Source organism: Kribbella sp. CWNU-51 (assembly GCF_054073265.1).
This window is the reverse complement of record NZ_JBSXMZ010000011.1, coordinates 1-14810: the sequence shown is the minus strand read 5'-3', so window position 1 is coordinate 14810 and position 14810 is coordinate 1. Positions and strand designations below refer to the sequence as shown.

The 14810-nt window shown below is 69.1% G+C and carries 16 protein-coding genes; 6 read left to right on the top strand and 10 right to left on the bottom strand.

The genetic code is table 11. From position 1 onward, the window contains the following. Window positions 1-3 precede the first annotated feature (3 nt). The 4 genes from ACXC9Q_RS15660 to ACXC9Q_RS15645 are packed head-to-tail and all read right to left on the bottom strand — an operon-like array spanning window position 4 to window position 4100. A complete protein-coding gene (locus ACXC9Q_RS15660; RefSeq protein WP_457057236.1) occupies window positions 4-1326 on the bottom strand; it encodes an enolase C-terminal domain-like protein in 1323 nt (440 codons plus the stop codon). Then, a complete protein-coding gene (kdgD, locus tag ACXC9Q_RS15655; RefSeq protein WP_457057235.1) occupies window positions 1323-2237 on the bottom strand; it encodes a 5-dehydro-4-deoxyglucarate dehydratase in 915 nt (304 codons plus the stop codon). The genes ACXC9Q_RS15660 and kdgD overlap by 4 nt, the downstream gene beginning before the upstream one ends. Before the next feature lie 52 nt (window positions 2238-2289). After that, window positions 2290-2982: a FadR/GntR family transcriptional regulator gene (locus ACXC9Q_RS15650; protein ID WP_457057234.1), complete on the bottom strand. Its 693-nt coding sequence runs from the start codon at window positions 2980-2982 to the stop codon at window positions 2290-2292. Next, window positions 2979-4100, bottom strand: coding sequence for an L-talarate/galactarate dehydratase (locus ACXC9Q_RS15645; protein ID WP_457057233.1), 1122 nt, complete (start codon window positions 4098-4100; stop codon window positions 2979-2981). The genes ACXC9Q_RS15650 and ACXC9Q_RS15645 overlap by 4 nt, the downstream gene beginning before the upstream one ends. Window positions 4101-4204: 104 nt before the next feature. On the opposite strand from ACXC9Q_RS15645, the gene glsA reads away from it, so the two are divergent. Next, on the top strand, window positions 4205-5560 hold the full coding sequence (gene glsA / locus ACXC9Q_RS15640; protein WP_457057232.1) for a glutaminase A: 1356 nt from the start codon (window positions 4205-4207) through the stop codon (window positions 5558-5560). Window positions 5561-5579: 19 nt separating this feature from the next. On the opposite strand, the gene glmS is transcribed toward glsA, so the two are convergent. From glmS to nucS, 5 genes are all read right to left on the bottom strand, one after another. After that, the gene (gene glmS, locus ACXC9Q_RS15635) at window positions 5580-7400 is read right to left on the bottom strand and encodes a glutamine--fructose-6-phosphate transaminase (isomerizing) (protein ID WP_457057231.1); all 1821 of its coding nucleotides are present in this window, start codon (window positions 7398-7400) and stop codon (window positions 5580-5582) included. Between the two features lie 34 nt (window positions 7401-7434). After that, window positions 7435-7716 carry a hypothetical protein gene (locus ACXC9Q_RS15630; protein ID WP_442914021.1) on the bottom strand — a complete coding sequence of 94 codons (282 nt, stop codon included), beginning with the start codon at window positions 7714-7716 and terminating at the stop codon, window positions 7435-7437. A gap of 71 nt (window positions 7717-7787) precedes the next feature. Then, window positions 7788-8096 (bottom strand): metalloregulator ArsR/SmtB family transcription factor, encoded by a 309-nt coding sequence (locus tag ACXC9Q_RS15625; RefSeq protein ID WP_457057230.1) that lies wholly within the window; start codon window positions 8094-8096, stop codon window positions 7788-7790. Further along, window positions 8093-8344 (bottom strand): hypothetical protein, encoded by a 252-nt coding sequence (locus ACXC9Q_RS15620; RefSeq protein WP_457057229.1) that lies wholly within the window; start codon window positions 8342-8344, stop codon window positions 8093-8095. The genes ACXC9Q_RS15625 and ACXC9Q_RS15620 overlap by 4 nt, the downstream gene beginning before the upstream one ends. A gap of 13 nt (window positions 8345-8357) precedes the next feature. Continuing rightward, entirely contained in the window at window positions 8358-9017 is a 660-nt protein-coding gene (nucS, locus tag ACXC9Q_RS15615; protein ID WP_457057228.1) for an endonuclease NucS, read from the bottom strand. A 73-nt stretch (window positions 9018-9090) separates the two neighbouring features. On the opposite strand from nucS, the gene ACXC9Q_RS15610 reads away from it, so the two are divergent. The 4 genes from ACXC9Q_RS15610 (at window position 9091) to ACXC9Q_RS15595 (ending at window position 12671) form a co-directional block, all read left to right on the top strand. Then, window positions 9091-9414 (top strand): hypothetical protein, encoded by a 324-nt coding sequence (locus tag ACXC9Q_RS15610; protein ID WP_457057227.1) that lies wholly within the window; start codon window positions 9091-9093, stop codon window positions 9412-9414. Next, on the top strand, window positions 9411-10292 hold the full coding sequence (locus ACXC9Q_RS15605) for a class I SAM-dependent methyltransferase (protein ID WP_457057226.1): 882 nt from the start codon (window positions 9411-9413) through the stop codon (window positions 10290-10292). The genes ACXC9Q_RS15610 and ACXC9Q_RS15605 overlap by 4 nt, the downstream gene beginning before the upstream one ends. Continuing rightward, complete coding sequence (locus ACXC9Q_RS15600) at window positions 10289-10744, top strand: NUDIX domain-containing protein (RefSeq protein ID WP_457057225.1); 456 nt, start codon at window positions 10289-10291, stop codon at window positions 10742-10744. Before ACXC9Q_RS15605 ends, ACXC9Q_RS15600 begins: the two co-directional genes overlap by 4 nt. Window positions 10745-10892: 148 nt before the next feature. Beyond that, window positions 10893-12671: a 3-hydroxyacyl-CoA dehydrogenase family protein gene (locus tag ACXC9Q_RS15595; RefSeq protein WP_457057224.1), complete on the top strand. Its 1779-nt coding sequence runs from the start codon at window positions 10893-10895 to the stop codon at window positions 12669-12671. A 4-nt stretch (window positions 12672-12675) separates the two neighbouring features. Here ACXC9Q_RS15595 and ACXC9Q_RS15590 read toward each other — a convergent pair whose 3' ends face one another. Then, complete coding sequence (locus ACXC9Q_RS15590) at window positions 12676-13464, bottom strand: phytanoyl-CoA dioxygenase family protein (protein WP_457057223.1); 789 nt, start codon at window positions 13462-13464, stop codon at window positions 12676-12678. A gap of 121 nt (window positions 13465-13585) precedes the next feature. Between ACXC9Q_RS15590 and ACXC9Q_RS15585 the strand changes: the two genes are divergently transcribed. Continuing rightward, window positions 13586-14383, top strand: coding sequence for a helix-turn-helix domain-containing protein (locus ACXC9Q_RS15585; RefSeq protein WP_457057222.1), 798 nt, complete (start codon window positions 13586-13588; stop codon window positions 14381-14383). The last annotated feature ends 427 nt before the right edge of the window (window positions 14384-14810 follow it).

The window sequence follows — 14810 nt, the reverse complement described above, 5'->3', positions numbered from 1 at the left end:
ACATCAGCGCACCAGACAGGGCCGCTTCGAGTCGAAGGTCCAGCCGTCGATCAGGTACTGCATCGCGACCGCGTCGTCCCGCGCGCCGAGTCCGTGCCGCAGATACAGCTCGTGCGCGGCGGCCAGTGCGTCGCGATCGAGTTCGACACCGAGACCAGGACGGGTCGGTACGGCGATCTCGCTGCCGACGATCTGCAGTGGCTCCTTGGTCAACGACTGCCCGTCCTGCCAGATCCAGTGCGTGTCGAGCGCGGTGATGTCGCCCGGCGCGGCCGCACCGACCTGGGTGAACATCGCAAGCGAGATGTCGAAATGGTTGTTCGAGTGCGACCCCCACGTCAGCCCGAAGTCGTGACACAACTGCGCGACCCGCACCGACCCGGCCATCGTCCAGAAATGCGGATCCGCCAGCGGGATGTCCACCGCGTCGATCCGGATGGCCTGCGCCAGTTCGCGCCAATCGGTCGCGATCATGTTGGTCGCCGTTCGCAACCCGGTCGCTCGCCTGAACTCGGCCATCGTTTCCCGCCCGGAGAAGCCCGCCTCGGCGCCACACGGATCCTCGGCATACGCGAGTACGTCGTGCAGCCCCGAGCACACCGCGGTCGCCTCGCGCACCAGCCAGGCGCCGTTCGGATCGATCGTGATCCGGGCGGACGGGAATCGCTCCGCCAGCGCGCGCACCGCGGCGATCTCCGCGTGGGCGTCGAAGACCCCGCCCTTCAGCTTGAAGTCCGCGAACCCGTACCGCTCCTGCGCCGCCTCGGCCAGCGCTACCACCGCGTCCGGTGTCAATGCCGGCTGTCGCCGTAACCGCGACCAGCGATCGCCGAAGCCGTCGTCGGTCAGATACGGCAGCTCCGTGCGCCCCGGATCACCGACATAGAAGAGATAACCGAGCACCGGCACGGCAGACCGCTGCTGCCCGTCGCCCAGCAGCTCGGCGACCGGTACGCCGAGATGCTGCCCGAGCAGATCGAGCAGAGCCGACTCGAGTCCGGTCACCGCGTGGACCGTCGTACGGAGGTCGAAGGTCTGCAGACCGCGGCCACCTGAGTCGCGGTCGGCGAAAGCGCGGCCGACGTCCCGCAGCAGCTGGCGGTAGCGCGCGATCTCCTGGCCCGTCACCAAGCCCGCGGCCTCGCGGATGGTCGACGCGATCTTCTCGCCGCCCGGCACCTCGCCCAGCCCGGTGTTGCCCGAGCTGTCGGTCACGATCACGACGTTGCGAGTGAAGAACGGGCCGTGCGCGCCGCTCAGATTGAGCAGCATGCTGTCGTACCCGGCGACCGGCACGACCTCGACCGACGTGATGGTCGGCGTCACTGGACCTTGCCGATCAGATCGGTCAGCTGGGCGAGCTCGTCGGTGGTCAGGTCCTGCAGCGGCGGCCGGACCGGGCCTGCGCTGCGCCCGATCGCGGTGAGGCCGGCCTTGACGATCGAGACGGCGTACCCCTTCATCCGGTCGCGGATGTCGAGGTAAGGGATGACGAACTCGTTCAGCTTGCGGTAGACCGACTCCCGGTTCTGCGCGACGACGTCGGCGTAGAAGCCGAGCGCGAACTCGGGGACGAAGTTGAAGATCGCCGATGAGTACGTGCTGACGCCGAGCTGCAGCAGCGGCAACGCGAACGTCTCGGCCGTCGGCAGGCCGCCGATGTACGTGAGCCGGTCGCCGACGCGGGCGTAGGTGCGAGTCATCATCTCGACGTTGCCGACGCCGTCCTTGAGGCAGACCAGGTTCGCGTTCCGGTCGGCGAGTTCGGCGACGGTGACATCGGTCAGGATCGCGTTCGCCCGGCTGTAGACGGTGACTCCGAGATTGGTACTGCGACAGACCGCCGACACGTGCTCGCTCAAACCACGCTGACCGGCTTCGGTCAGGTACGGCGGGAGCAGCAAGACCCCATCAGCGCCGGCGGCCTCGGCGGCCTGCGCTTGCTCGATGGCGGTCGCCGTACCGCCGGTGGCGGGTGCGATCACCGGGACCCGGCCATTCACCTCGGACACCGCCGTACGGACGACCTTGTCGATCTCCGCCGCGGTCAGGGAGAAGCCCTCGCCCGTACCGCCCGCGGCGAACAGGCCGGCGACGTCGTACTGGCTCAGCCAGGAGAGGTGCCCGCGGTAGCCCGCCTCGTCGAAGCTCAGGTCAGGAGTGAAATGCGTGACCGGGAAGGACAGCAGTCCGGTCTTGAGCTGGGCAGCCAGTTCCGCGGGGGAGTAGTGGGTCACGCTCGTGAGCCTAGGAAGCATTCTGAATACCTGTCCAAGTTCGTTTTTGGATCTATCGATGCTCTGTGGGCATCGCGAGGCGGTGGCGGGTGTTCGCCAGGTGCACCCGCGCTGCGGCTCGGGCCGCTTCGGGATCGGAGCGGGCGATCGCGGCGTGGATGTTCTCGTGCTCGTGCACGACGCGGGTGAGATGGTCGGGATCCGACATCTCGTACGCCGGGTCCAGCCGGGTCCGTGGCAACAGGATCATCATCGGCCCGAGCGACCTGATCAGGTCGGAGTAGAACCGGTTCCCGGCCGCGGCCGCGACCTTCAGATGGAACGCGAAGTCCGCCTCCACCGAGCGGCTCGGGTCGTCCCCGATCCGCCGGAAGTCGGCCAGCGCCCGCTCGATCCCCAGCAGCTGATGCTCGGTACGCCGTACCGCGGCAAGGCCCGCCGCCTCACTCTCGACGCCGATCCGGAAGTCCATCAACTCCAGCACGTCCTGATGCGACCGAACCTCCCGCAACCCAGAGGTTCGCTCCGGCACCTCGAGGACGAACGACCCGCGTCCCTGGAACGTCTCCACCAGCCCGGCGGCTTGCAGTCGCGAGACAGCCTCCCGCACCACCGTCCGACTGACGCCGAACTCTTCGACCAAGCTGTTTTCGGCGGGCAACTTGTCGCCGGGCGCGATCTCTCCGCTGAGGATGCGCCGCTTCAGCTCCTCGACCAGCTCGTAGGCCAGCCCTCGTCCACTCATCGGGTGCCGAACTCACACGCGTCGACCGTCCACGCGGCGTACTGCTCGCTCGTGGTGAAGCCCAGGCCCGGGCGGTCGGGCACGAGCATGCGGCCGTCAACTGTCTCCAGACGCTCGTTGAACAAGGGATTCAGCCACTCGAAGTGCTCGACCCACGGTTCGCGCGGATAGGCCGCGGCCAGGTGCAGATGGATCTCCATCGCGAAGTGCGGAGCGAGTTGGAGACCATGATGATCGGCCAGCGTCGCCAGCTTCAGGAACGGCGTGATGCCGCCGATGCGAGGCGCGTCCGGCTGGATGATGTCGGCCGCCCGCGCCTCGATCAACCGGACGTGTTCGCCGACGCTCGACAACATCTCCCCCGTGGCGATCGGCGTGTCCAGCGCAGCCGCGAGCTCCGCATGTCCGAGCGCGTCGTACGCGTCGAGCGGCTCCTCGATCCAGACCAGGCCGAACTGCTCCAGGACGCGGCCGAACCGGAGCGCCGTCGGCCGGTCCCATTGCTGGTTCGCATCCACCATCAGCGGTACGCCGTCGCCGAGGTGCTCGCGGACCGCGCGGACCCGCTCGAGGTCGACCCTCGTGTCCGGCTGCCCGACCTTGATCTTGATCCCGCCGATGCCCTCCGCCAGCGATTTCGACGCGCGCTCCTTGACCTCCTCGATCGGCGCGTGCAGGAAGCCACCGGACGTGTTGTACGCCCGCACCGAGTCGCGATGCGCGCCGAGCAACTTGGCCAGTGGCAGACGGGCACGCTTCGCCTTCAGATCCCACAGCGCGATGTCGATCGCCGCGATCGCCTGCGTCGCCACCCCGGACCGCCCGACCGACGCGCCCGCCCACAGCAGCTTGTCGTACACCTTCGCAATGTCCGACGGATCCTCGCCGATCAACCCGCCCGCAACCTCCTTGGCATGCGCGTACTGCGCCGGCCCACCGGCCCGCTTCGAGTAGCTGAACCCGATCCCGTGCTGCTCCTGCGCGGTCGCGATCTCCGCGAACAGGAACACGATCTCGGTCATCGGCCGCTGCCGGCCGGCCAGCACCTTGGCGTCGCTGATCGGCTGGTCGAGCGGCAGGACGACGGAGGACAGCCGGACATGGCGGATGTGGTCCATGCAGTGATCATACAAGTAATGATCTTGTACGACGACTAGCTGTTTGACGGTCTCGTAACACCAGGGAACCAGGCCGGAAACACACGCCGGAGAAGGTCTGTCGCATGGCCGAATTCGATGTGGAGAGTCTGTTCCGCTCGCTCGACACCGACCGGGCGAACGTGGTCTGGAAGTGGAAGCTGCTCGAGGAGCTGAAGCAGGCCGGCCTCCGCGCCGACGACCCGCGCGTCGAGCGCGCGGTCAGCTCGACGGTGGACTCCGGTACGCCGTTCGAGCCCGGGCAGCCGGAGTGGCTCGACCTCGAGCAGTTCCGGAACGTGGTCCGGGAGCCGGTGATCTGGCGTGCGTTGCAAGGGCAGCTGTCGATGCGGCCGGACGAGTTCGCCGAGTTCACCCAGGGGGTCGAGCGGATCTACGCCGAGCTCCTGGACGAGCGGTCCGGCGAGGTCGCGCAGTACATCCCGACCCTGCGGAACGCCGACCCGGAACGCTTCGGGATCGCGGTCTGCACGGGGGACGGGCAGGTGTTCCAGATCGGCGACGCGACCGTCGGGTTCAGTGTGCAGTCGACGTCGAAGCCGTTCAGCTACGCGATGGCGCTCGAGCAGCTCGGCGCCGCCGACGTGCACCGGTGGGTCGGTCAGGAGCAGAGCGGCGGGACCTTCAACGACCCGAGGCTGTCGCTGGACGCGGCCGGCAAGCCGCAGAACCCGATGATCAACGCCGGCGCAATGGCGACGCTCGCGCTGGTCGAGCCCGACCTGGACGTGTCCGAGCGGTTCGCCAAGGTCGAGCAGACCTGGGCCCGGATGATGGGCGCGCCACCCGGTTTCGACCACCGGACCTTTCTGGCCGAGCGCGACACCGGCCACGGCAACCGCGGCCTGGCCAACCTGATGGCCGCGAAGGACATGCTGAACGTGGACCCGAAGGACCGGGACGCGCCGCAGAAGGCGGCCGAGTTCTACTTCGCGGTCTGCTCACTCGAGGTCGACGCCCAGCGCCTCGCCGCGGCCGGGGCCACGCTGGCCAACGGTGGCGTCGCGCCGTACTCGGGTGAGCGGGTGTTCTCCCAGGAGACCGCCGGGCGGGTGCTGTCGGTGATGGGACACAGCGGGATGTACAACGACTCCGGGCAGTTCGCCGGCCAGGTCGGGCTGCCGGCGAAGTCCGGCGTCTCGGGCAACGTGATGCTGGTGGTGCCGGAGAAGAGCCTCGCGGTCGTCACGTTCTCGCCGCGGCTGGACGAGGCCGGCAACTCGGTCCGCGGCGTCGAGGTCTGCAAGCGGCTGGTCAACGAGTTCGGCCTGCACCCGTACCAAAGCCTGGGCGCCGAGCGTGAGGTGGCACGGCTGGCGTTCGGAGGGGTGACGAGGCCGGGTGGCGGACGTGCAGGCCAGCACAATGCAGCGGCCCCCGCCACGGCGAGCGTGACGAGGGCCGGCGAGCTGCAGTTGTGATGGCCTGGAGGTCCCCGACCTACTCGACCGTGACGGACTTGGCCAGGTTGCGGGGCTTGTCGACATCGTGGCCGAGGGCAACGGCCGCGTAGTACGCGATGATCTGCAGCGGGATGGTGAGCAGGATCGGGTCCAGCTCGGGCTCGTTCTTCGGTACGACGATCTTCGCCGCGACCCCGTCCGGGACCTCGACGCCCGGGTGCGTGACGACGTACAGCGGACCGGAGCGGGCGCCGATCTCGTGCAGCGCACCGATGTTGCGGTCGAGCAGTTCGTCGTCCGGGACGATCGCGACACTCGGCACGTCCGGCGAGATCAGCGCGAGCGGGCCGTGCTTCAGCTCCGACGTCTGGTACGCCTCGGCGTGCCGGTAGGAGATCTCCTTCAGCTTCTGCGCACCCTCCCGGGCGACCGGGTAGCCGCGGGTCCGGCCGACGAAGAACAGGCTCTCGTGCTGGGCGAGCCGGCCGGCGATCTTGGCCAGCTCCTCCTCCTGGGCGACGATCGACTGGATGTGCTCGGGGAGCTTCTTCAGGCCCTCGATCAGCCGCCGGCCGTCGGCGGGGGAGACGTCGCGGATCCGGCCCAGGTGGATGCCGAGCATCGCGAACGCGACCGCCATGTTGGTCAGCGCCTTCGTCGATGCCACCGAGACCTCCGGGCCGGCGTGCAGGTAGACACCGCCGTCGACCTCCCGGGCGATGCTCGAGCCGACCGCGTTCACCAGGCCGATCACGCGACCGCCCTTGCGCTTCAGCTCCTGCACCGCGACCAGGGTGTCCAGCGTCTCGCCGGACTGGCTGACCGCGATGTACAGGGTGTCGCGCTCGACGACCGGGTTGCGGTAGCGGAACTCCGAGGCCGGCTCCGCGTCGGCGGGGATCCGGGCGACCTCCTCGATGAACTGGGCACCCATCTGGCCGGCGTAGTACGCCGAACCGCAGCCGAGGATCTTGACCCGCTTGATCTCCCGCGCCTCGCGGGCGTCCATGTTCAGGCCGCCCAGGTGGACGGTGTGGAAGCGCTCGTCGAGGCGGCCGCGGATGGCCCGGCCCACGGCGTCCGGCTGCTCGTGGATCTCCTTCATCATGAAGTGCTCGTGCAGGCCGCGCTCGTACTCGTCGGCCTCCCACTCGACCGTCTTCGCGGTCTTGGTGGTCGGGGCGGCGTCCTGAGTGAAGGTGCGGTAGCCGTCGGCGCGGACGGTGGCCAGCTCGCCGTCGTCCAGGTAGACCACCTGGCGGGTGTAGCGGATCAGCGCGGCCGCGTCGGAGGCGACGTGCATCTCGCCGTCGCCGATGCCGAGGATCAGCGGGCTGCCGTTGCGGGCGACCACGATCCGGTCCGGGAAGTCCAGGTCGATCACGGCGATGCCGTAGGTGCCCTCGATCCGGCGCAGAGCGGCCATCACCTTGTCCTCGAGCGTGGCGCCCTCGGCCTGCTCGATCAGGTGCGCGAGGACCTCGGTGTCGGTCTCCGAGCGCAGCTTGACACCGGACTCCTCCAGCTGGGCACGCAGCGCGCCGGCGTTGTCGAAGATGCCGTTGTGCACGACCGCGATCCGCTCGTTGCCACTGGCGTGCGGGTGCGCGTTGTCCTTGCTCGGACCGCCGTGGGTCGCCCACCGGGTGTGGCCGATGCCCAGCTTGCCGCCGAACCGCTTCGGCAGTGACGCCTCCAGCTCACGCACCCGGCCGGCGTCCTTGTGCACCTTCAGCTCGCTGGACCCCAGCACGGCGACCCCCGCCGAGTCGTACCCGCGGTACTCCAGCCGGGCCAGTCCGTCCACCAGGATGGGCGCGGCCGGCTTGGTGCCGACGTACCCGACGATTCCGCACATGTAGTGGTGCCTTTCGAAGGTTGGAGTGTGCCGGTCAGCCGTAGACGATCCGTCGCAGCTGCCGGGCGGAGAGTTCGGGTGAGCGGACCGGCCAGTGCCGGAGCTCGGTGCCGAGCCGGGCGAAGATCTCGTCGTTGCGGGCCCCGTAGGTCTGCAACTCCCGGTGCCGGCGCCGGACGTACTCCTCGGTCGTCTCGGTGAAATAGGCCAGGACGTCGGCGACCACGCGCCGCGCGTCGTCCGCGGACAAGCCGGTCGTCCGGCTGACCTGCTCGGCCAGCTCGTCCACCGGCCCCACCGCCGCCTCACTGATCACGCGTCAACTGTGCAGCGGTTCCAGGGCCAACACAAAGGATCTGCCCGAAATCGGGCAAAAAAGCTCACCTGTCAGGAAGTGGATTCGAATCTGCGCAGCCAGGAACCGCCGACCGCGAACAGCGGGCCGGTGTCCAGGCGGTAGACGCGCTCACGGCCCCGCAGGATGACGTGGACCAGCCCGGCCTGCTCGAGGATCCGCAGATGCCGCGTGATCGTCGGCCAGGAGTGGTCGAACCGGCCCGCGATCTCGCCTGACGTCATCTCGCCGCCGCGCAGCTGCAAGACCAGCAGGATGGTCCGGCGCGAGTGATGGGCGAGCGCGCTGAACACCCGGTCGAGGTCGTCCAGATCCCGCCCGCCGCGGGAGCCGGCGGTCAAGCGGACAGGTCCTGCGGCACGTAGTGCGGGAACTCCCACTTCGGCCGCCCGTCCCGCTCCTCCAGCAACGGGTCCATCCGCTCCCACAGCGTGAGCACGTCCGGGTGCTCGTGGGCCCGCCCGAATCCGCCGTCCACCCAGGTGAAGATCTCGACGTACGTCGGTTCGTCCGTCGACCGCAACACCACCGACCGCTCCTCCGTGACGAAGCCGAGCTCGCGAAGCGTCGACGCCGAGCGGGCTGTCAACGCTTCGGGGTGGTCAGAAGAGGCGCAGTACGTCGGATTCCATGCCGCGGAGGGCGTCGTAGTCGACGGTGACGCATTCGAGGCCGCGGTCGGTGGCGAGGAACTGGGCCTGGGGCTTGATCAGCTGGGCGGCGAAGATGCCGCGGACCGGGGCCAGCAAGGGGTCGCGGTTGAGCAGTTCGACGTACCGGGTGAGCTGCTCGACGCCGTCGATCTCGCCGCGGCGCTTGATCTCGACCGCGACGTGCTTGCCGTCGGCATCGCGACAGAGCAGGTCGACCGGGCCGATCGCGGTCGGGTATTCCCGGCGTACGAGCGTCCAGCCTTCGCCGAAGGTGTGCACGTGCTCGGCCAGCAGTTCCTGCAGGTGCGCCTCGACGCCGTCCTTGATCAGGCCGGGGTCCGTGCCGAGCTCGTAGGCGGTGTCGCTGTGCACCTCCTCGATGGTGATCCGCAGCTCCTCGCCGGCCTTGTTGGTGACGCTCCAGACGTCGTCGTCCACGGTCAGCTTGCAGGGCGGCGACATCCAGTTCAGCGGCTTGTACGACCCGCCGTCGGCGTGGATCAGGACCGACCCGTCCGCCTTCACCATCAGCAACCGCGGCGCCATCGGCAGATGAGCCGTCAGCCGTCCGGAGTAGTCCACAGAACACGTAGCAATCACCAAGCGCACGAGAAAGCACCGTAGTCCACAACCTGCCCGAAACCCATGTCGCCTGGCCGCACGGAGTGGGAGGCTGGACGCCATGATGCCGAAGGTCAGCGAACAGGCGATCGCCGCGTACGACGCGGTCGCCGCGGGACTGGTGTCGGCCGGGGTGGTCCGGGGCAGCATGTTCGGCATGCCCTGCCTCAAGGTCGGCAAGTTGGTGCTCGCCGGGATGTTCGGTGACGCAATGACGTTCAAGCTCCCGCCCGAGCCCCGGGAGAAGGCGCTCGAGCTGCCCGGCGCCGAGCCGTTCGACCCCGGCATGGGCCGCCCGATGAAGGAGTGGGTGGTGATCCCGCTGGCGCAGTCGGCGGCCTGGCCGGACTACGCCGCCGATGCGCTGGAGTACGTCGCCGGATGAATCTCATGTGCCCCGCGCGGATTCTGCTGCTCCCTGGGGATGTGCAGGATCCGGCGGTCGGGGAGCCGATCGCCCAGGTGTACGCCGGTCCGTTCGAGGCCGCGGCCGGGTCCCGGCTGGCGGACCACCTCGGCGTGCCGCTGACCGTCGTACCCGAGCTGGTCCGGCGTCCCGACGACGAGTTGCTGGCGATCGCGGATCTGCATCGGGGCGAGACCGTGGTGGTGCTCGGGCTGGATCTCGGGCTCAGGCTGCCCGCGATCGTCGAGCACACCGGCGACGGGTGGACGCGGGTGCCGAGCGACAACGAGGTGACGCTGGCGACGTACGAGCAGGCGGCCGACCGGTTCCGGGAGTCGATCCCGAAGGAGCCCAATCATCAGTTGATCGACCTGCTGGCCGAGCGGGTCGGGCCGGGCGGGCGCGTGCTGGAGCTGGGCAGCGGGACCGGGCGGGACGCGGCCGAGCTCGAGCGCCGGGGGTTCGCCGTACGGCGGACCGACGCGACGCGGGCCTTCCTCGACATGATGCGCGCCGACGGGTACGCCGCCGATCCGCTCGACGCACTCCGGGACGACTTCGGCGGCCCGTACGACGCGGTGTTCGCCGACGCCGTGTTCCTGCATTTCGATCGTGCCCAACTGGCCGACGTACTGCGGAAGGCGGCGCGGGCCGCGGCCGTGCTGGCCTTCAGCACGCGGGAAGGTAAGGGCGAGGAGTGGACGAACCGGCTCCTCGACCTACCGCGGCATTTCGTCATGTGGCAGGAGGATCCGTTGCGAGATCTGCTCACCAGCACCGGCTGGACCGTCCAGCACCTGCGGCGGGGCGAATCCCCGTTCGGTGGCTGGTTCTACGTCCTGGCGACGCGCGCATGATCCGGGCCGGAGTCGTGCTGCTGTCCGGGCAGGGTGTCGCGGCGATCGAGCGGGTCCGGGACGGTACGACGTACCACGTGCTGCCCGGTGGTCAGGTCGAGGACGGTGAGAGTCCGGCCGAGGCAGCCCGGCGGGAGGCGCACGAGGAGCTCGGCCTGCTGGTGAAGATCCGCGGGCTCGTCGCGGTCGTGCACTTCGGCGACAGCACCCAGCACTACTTCCTGGCCGAGACGATCGGCGGCGAGTTCGGCACCGGGGACGGGCCGGAGCTGGCGAGTCCGGCCGAGTCCGAGCAGGGAAGTTATCGGGCGGTGTGGTTGCGGGTCGGGGAGCTGGACGGGCGGCAGCTGCGGCCGAAGCCGATCGCGGCGGCGTTGGCCGGGGCGCCGGATCCGGAGTGGTTGATGGACGGCTGGCTGGAGACGCCGGTGGCGTTCGACGAGGGTGTGTGAGCCCCGGACGCGATGAGCTGTCCAAATATGTCCGGACGCGATGAGCTGTCCAAATATGTCCGGACGCGATGAGCTGTCCCAATGTGAGCAACCTCGCGGGTGACTCAGCTCATGGGCGGACCAGTGTGCGGGCTGGCATAGTGCAGGCATGGCTCGGGAACTGAAGACGGTGGGTGTGGTGGGTCTCGGCACGATGGGCGCCGGGATCGCCGAGGTGTTCGCGCGCAACGGGCTGACCGTGGTCGGCGTCGAGCGTGACGAGGAGGCCGCCGAGCGCGGCCGCGGTCACATCCAGCACTCGACCGATCGGGCCGTGAAGCGTGGCAAGCTGTCCGTCGAGGACCAGCAGGCGCTGTTCGACCGCGTCACCTTCGCCACCACGATGGACGCGCTCGCCGACTGCGACCTGGTGATCGAGGCGGTGATCGAGCGGCTCGAGCTGAAGCGCGAGATTTTCGCCGAGCTCGACAAGGTCGTCCGGGAGGACGCCATTCTCGCGACGAACACCTCTTCGCTCTCGGTCACGGAGATCTCGGTCGCCACCCAGCGCCCGCGCCGCGTGGTCGGCATGCACTTCTTCAACCCGGCGCCGGTGCAGGAGTTCGTCGAGGTCATCAAGACCGTCGTCACCGAGCCGGACGTGGTCGACGACGTGCTCGCGCTGGCCCGCCGGCTCGACAAGGTTCCGGTGGTCGCCGCCGACCGGGCCGGCTTCATCGCCAACGCCCTGCTGTTCGGTTACCTCAACCACGCCGTCTCGATGGTCGAGTCCCGCTACGCGACCCGTGAAGACGTGGACGCGGCGATGCGGCTCGGCTGCGGCTACCCAATGGGCCCGCTGGCGCTGCTCGACCTGATCGGGCTGGACACGACGTACGAGATCCTCGACACGATGTACAAGCAGGGCCGCAACCGGCTGCACGCGCCGGCCCCGATCCTGAAGCAGATGGTCACCGCCGGCCTGCTCGGCCGCAAGACCGGCCGTGGCTTCTACACCTACGAGGCTCCGGACTCGCCGGTCGTCGTGGACGACGACCTGACCCCTTCGACCTCAGGTGACGCTCCGGCTGTCCGCCCGATCAAGCAGGTCGGCGTGGTCGGCTCCGGCACGATGGCGGTCGGCATCATCGAGGTCTGCGCGAAAGCCGGGTACGACGTTCTGTACGTCGCCCGCGGCACCGAGAAGGTCGACCAGGTCCGGGCCGGACTGGAACGCTCGCTGGAGAAGGGTGTCCAGCGCGGCAAGCTCTCGTCCGACGAGCGCGATGCGGCCCTGCGCCGGATCACCGGTACGGCGAAACTCGACGACCTCGCCCGGGCCGACCTGGTGATCGAGGCCGTGGTCGAAGAGTTGAGCGTCAAGCAGGCGCTGTTCGAGACCTTCGACGAGATCTGCAAGCCGGGCGCGATCCTGGCCACCACCACGTCGTCCCTGCCGGTGATCGACCTGGCGATGGCGACCAAGCGGCCGGCCGACGTGGTCGGGCTGCACTTCTTCAACCCCGCGCCGGTGATGCAGCTGGTCGAGGTGGTCAGCACCGTCAGCACCGCACCGGAGGTCGCCGAGACGGTCGCGGCGCTGACGGTTGCCGCTGGCAAGCATCCGGTCCGCTGTGGCGACCGGGCCGGCTTCATTGTCAACGCATTGCTCTTCCCGTACCTGAACGACGCGGTCCGGATGCTCGAGGCGCACTACTCGAACGTCGACGACATCGACGCCGCGATGAAGCTCGGCTGCCGCCTGCCGATGGGTCCGTTCGAGCTGCTCGACGTGGTCGGTCTGGACGTCTCGCTGGCGATCCAGAGGACCCTCTACCTCGAGTTCCGCGAGCCCGGCTTCGCACCCGCCCCGCTGCTCGAACACCTCGTCACCGCCGGCTACCTCGGCCGCAAGACCGGCCGAGGCTTCCGCGACTACACCAGCTGACCGCTTACGGCTCCGCGTCGGCGTAGTCGCCGCAGGGGCCGCCGCCGATGGCTTCGGGGAGGACCGCCGTACGACGATCCGGTCGCACGAGCGGGTTGTAGAAGGCGGCGATCTCGGTGCTGTCCTCCGGGATGTAGTGGAAGATCAGCGCGCGGCGGAAGCGGTCCACGCTCGTGTTGGGCCGGGAGCCGTGCACGACGCTGCCGTGGAAGAACAGCACGTCGCCGGCCCGCATCTTTGTCTGCACCTTGGTCAGACCGTCGGGCACCGGGACCTCGGCGTTGGTGAACGACTCGGTCAGGTCGGCCGGTTCCGGGCAGACGAGCTCGGTCTGATGCGAGCCGGGGACGACCGCGAGCCCGCCGTTCTCCGCGTCCACGTCGTCGACCGCGATCCAGGCGGCCAGGCAGGTCTCGGGATCCGCGCGCAGGAAGGTGTTGTCCTGATGCAGGGCCTGCCCGCGGGCGCCCGGCGGCTTGAAGTAGAACATCGACTGGGCACCGAGCGCCGGTCCGATCAGCACGGTGACGACATCGAGGATCCGGCTGTCCAGCATCAGCTCCAGCGCAATCCGGCCGGCCGCCACATCGGTCCGGCGGTGTGGGTGCACGAACCGCGGGAACCGGGCCAGCGGATCGTCGTCCGGTACGCCGTCGTCGATCGCGAGCGAGTGGTCTTCGGCGACCTGGTCCATGAAAACCGTCTTGAGCTGCTCGACCTCGGCGGCGTCGAGCAGTTGGGGGACCTGCACGATCCCGTCCCGCCGGTAGATATCGGCGACTGTGCCGGTCACGCGGCCTCCCGGCCTGGACTGAGGAGCGCAGGGAGCCCGCCGCGCCGGAGGCGTGGCATGAGTAGAGTCATGAGTCCAGGATCTGCGCCGGCAGCCCGGACGGGCGATAGTCTATCGAGCTGTGAACCTTCGAGATCCTGCTGAGTCTCCGCATCCGGTTGTCCGCCGGCTGGAGACCGGTGAGTTCGACGAGGGTCCGGAGTACGCGACGTATCGCCGCCGCGGGACCACGGACTGGCTGCTGGTGCAGACTCTCGACGGCACCGGCAGGTTCGGAGCTGTCGCGGCGGACCCTGGCACGGTCGTCCTGGTCCGGCCGCGAACCCGCCACGACTACGCCACCACTGGGCCGCGCTGGCACTTCCTCTACGCTCATCTGCACCCGAAACCCGACTGGTTGCCACTGCTCGACTGGCCTGAAGTTGCCCCCGGCATCCTTCTCCTCCAGCCGGCACCCGCGGCCGCTGAACGAATCGCCGGCCACCTCCGGGACGCCGTCCGGCACCAGCGCAGCGTCCTCACCCAAGGCGAGCAGCTGAGCGCGAACGCCCTCGAGGCCGCACTGCTCTGGTGCGACACCCAGAACCCCAAAGCAGTCCGGATCGACGACCGCCTGCTCCGCGTCATCGAGCTGATCGACCAGGATCTCAAGGCGCGGTTCGACCTGCCCAGGTTGGCGCGCGCGGTCAACCTGTCGGTGTCACGGTTCGCCCATCTCTTCCGCGAGCAGCTCGGTGTCAGCCCTCAGCAGTTCGTCGAACGCCGCCGCCTCGACGCGGCCTGCCGCCTGCTCGAACTCACCGCCCGCCCGATCGCCTCGGTCGCCGCCGAGGTCGGCTACCCCGACCCGCTCTACTTCTCCACCCGCTTCCGCCACCACACCGGCCTGAGCCCAACGGCGTACAGGAGCCGCTCTTGAACCGCGGACGGCACGGGATGTCCGGCGCTCTGATCGGTTCGGTGGGTGTTGCCCGTGCCGTCGACCGGATCGCCAGGCCATCACAACGAGGCGAGGACGAAGGCCTCCCGCCGACGATCGCGGAGTCTCGGCGATTGTGATGGCCTGCAGGTCCGCCACACCCCGCCGCGCGGCAGTGGCGGGTCTGGCGATGCCAGGCCGCTGACGGACCTGCGCCACTCACCAAGCAGCGCGATGCCACAGAGGCCCCGCTCGGCTGCGGGCAGTCGGTGGCTGCCGGACCGGGTTAGTGAGTGCCCCACGTCCGCCCAGGCCTAGACCCACGGGCGGCCTGGCCAGGCTGGGGAGGATCTTCCACGGCGAGATCAGGGGGTGGTCGCAACGCGGTGTAGGTCGTCGATGAGGAGGGTAGCGAACATTTCGCGGG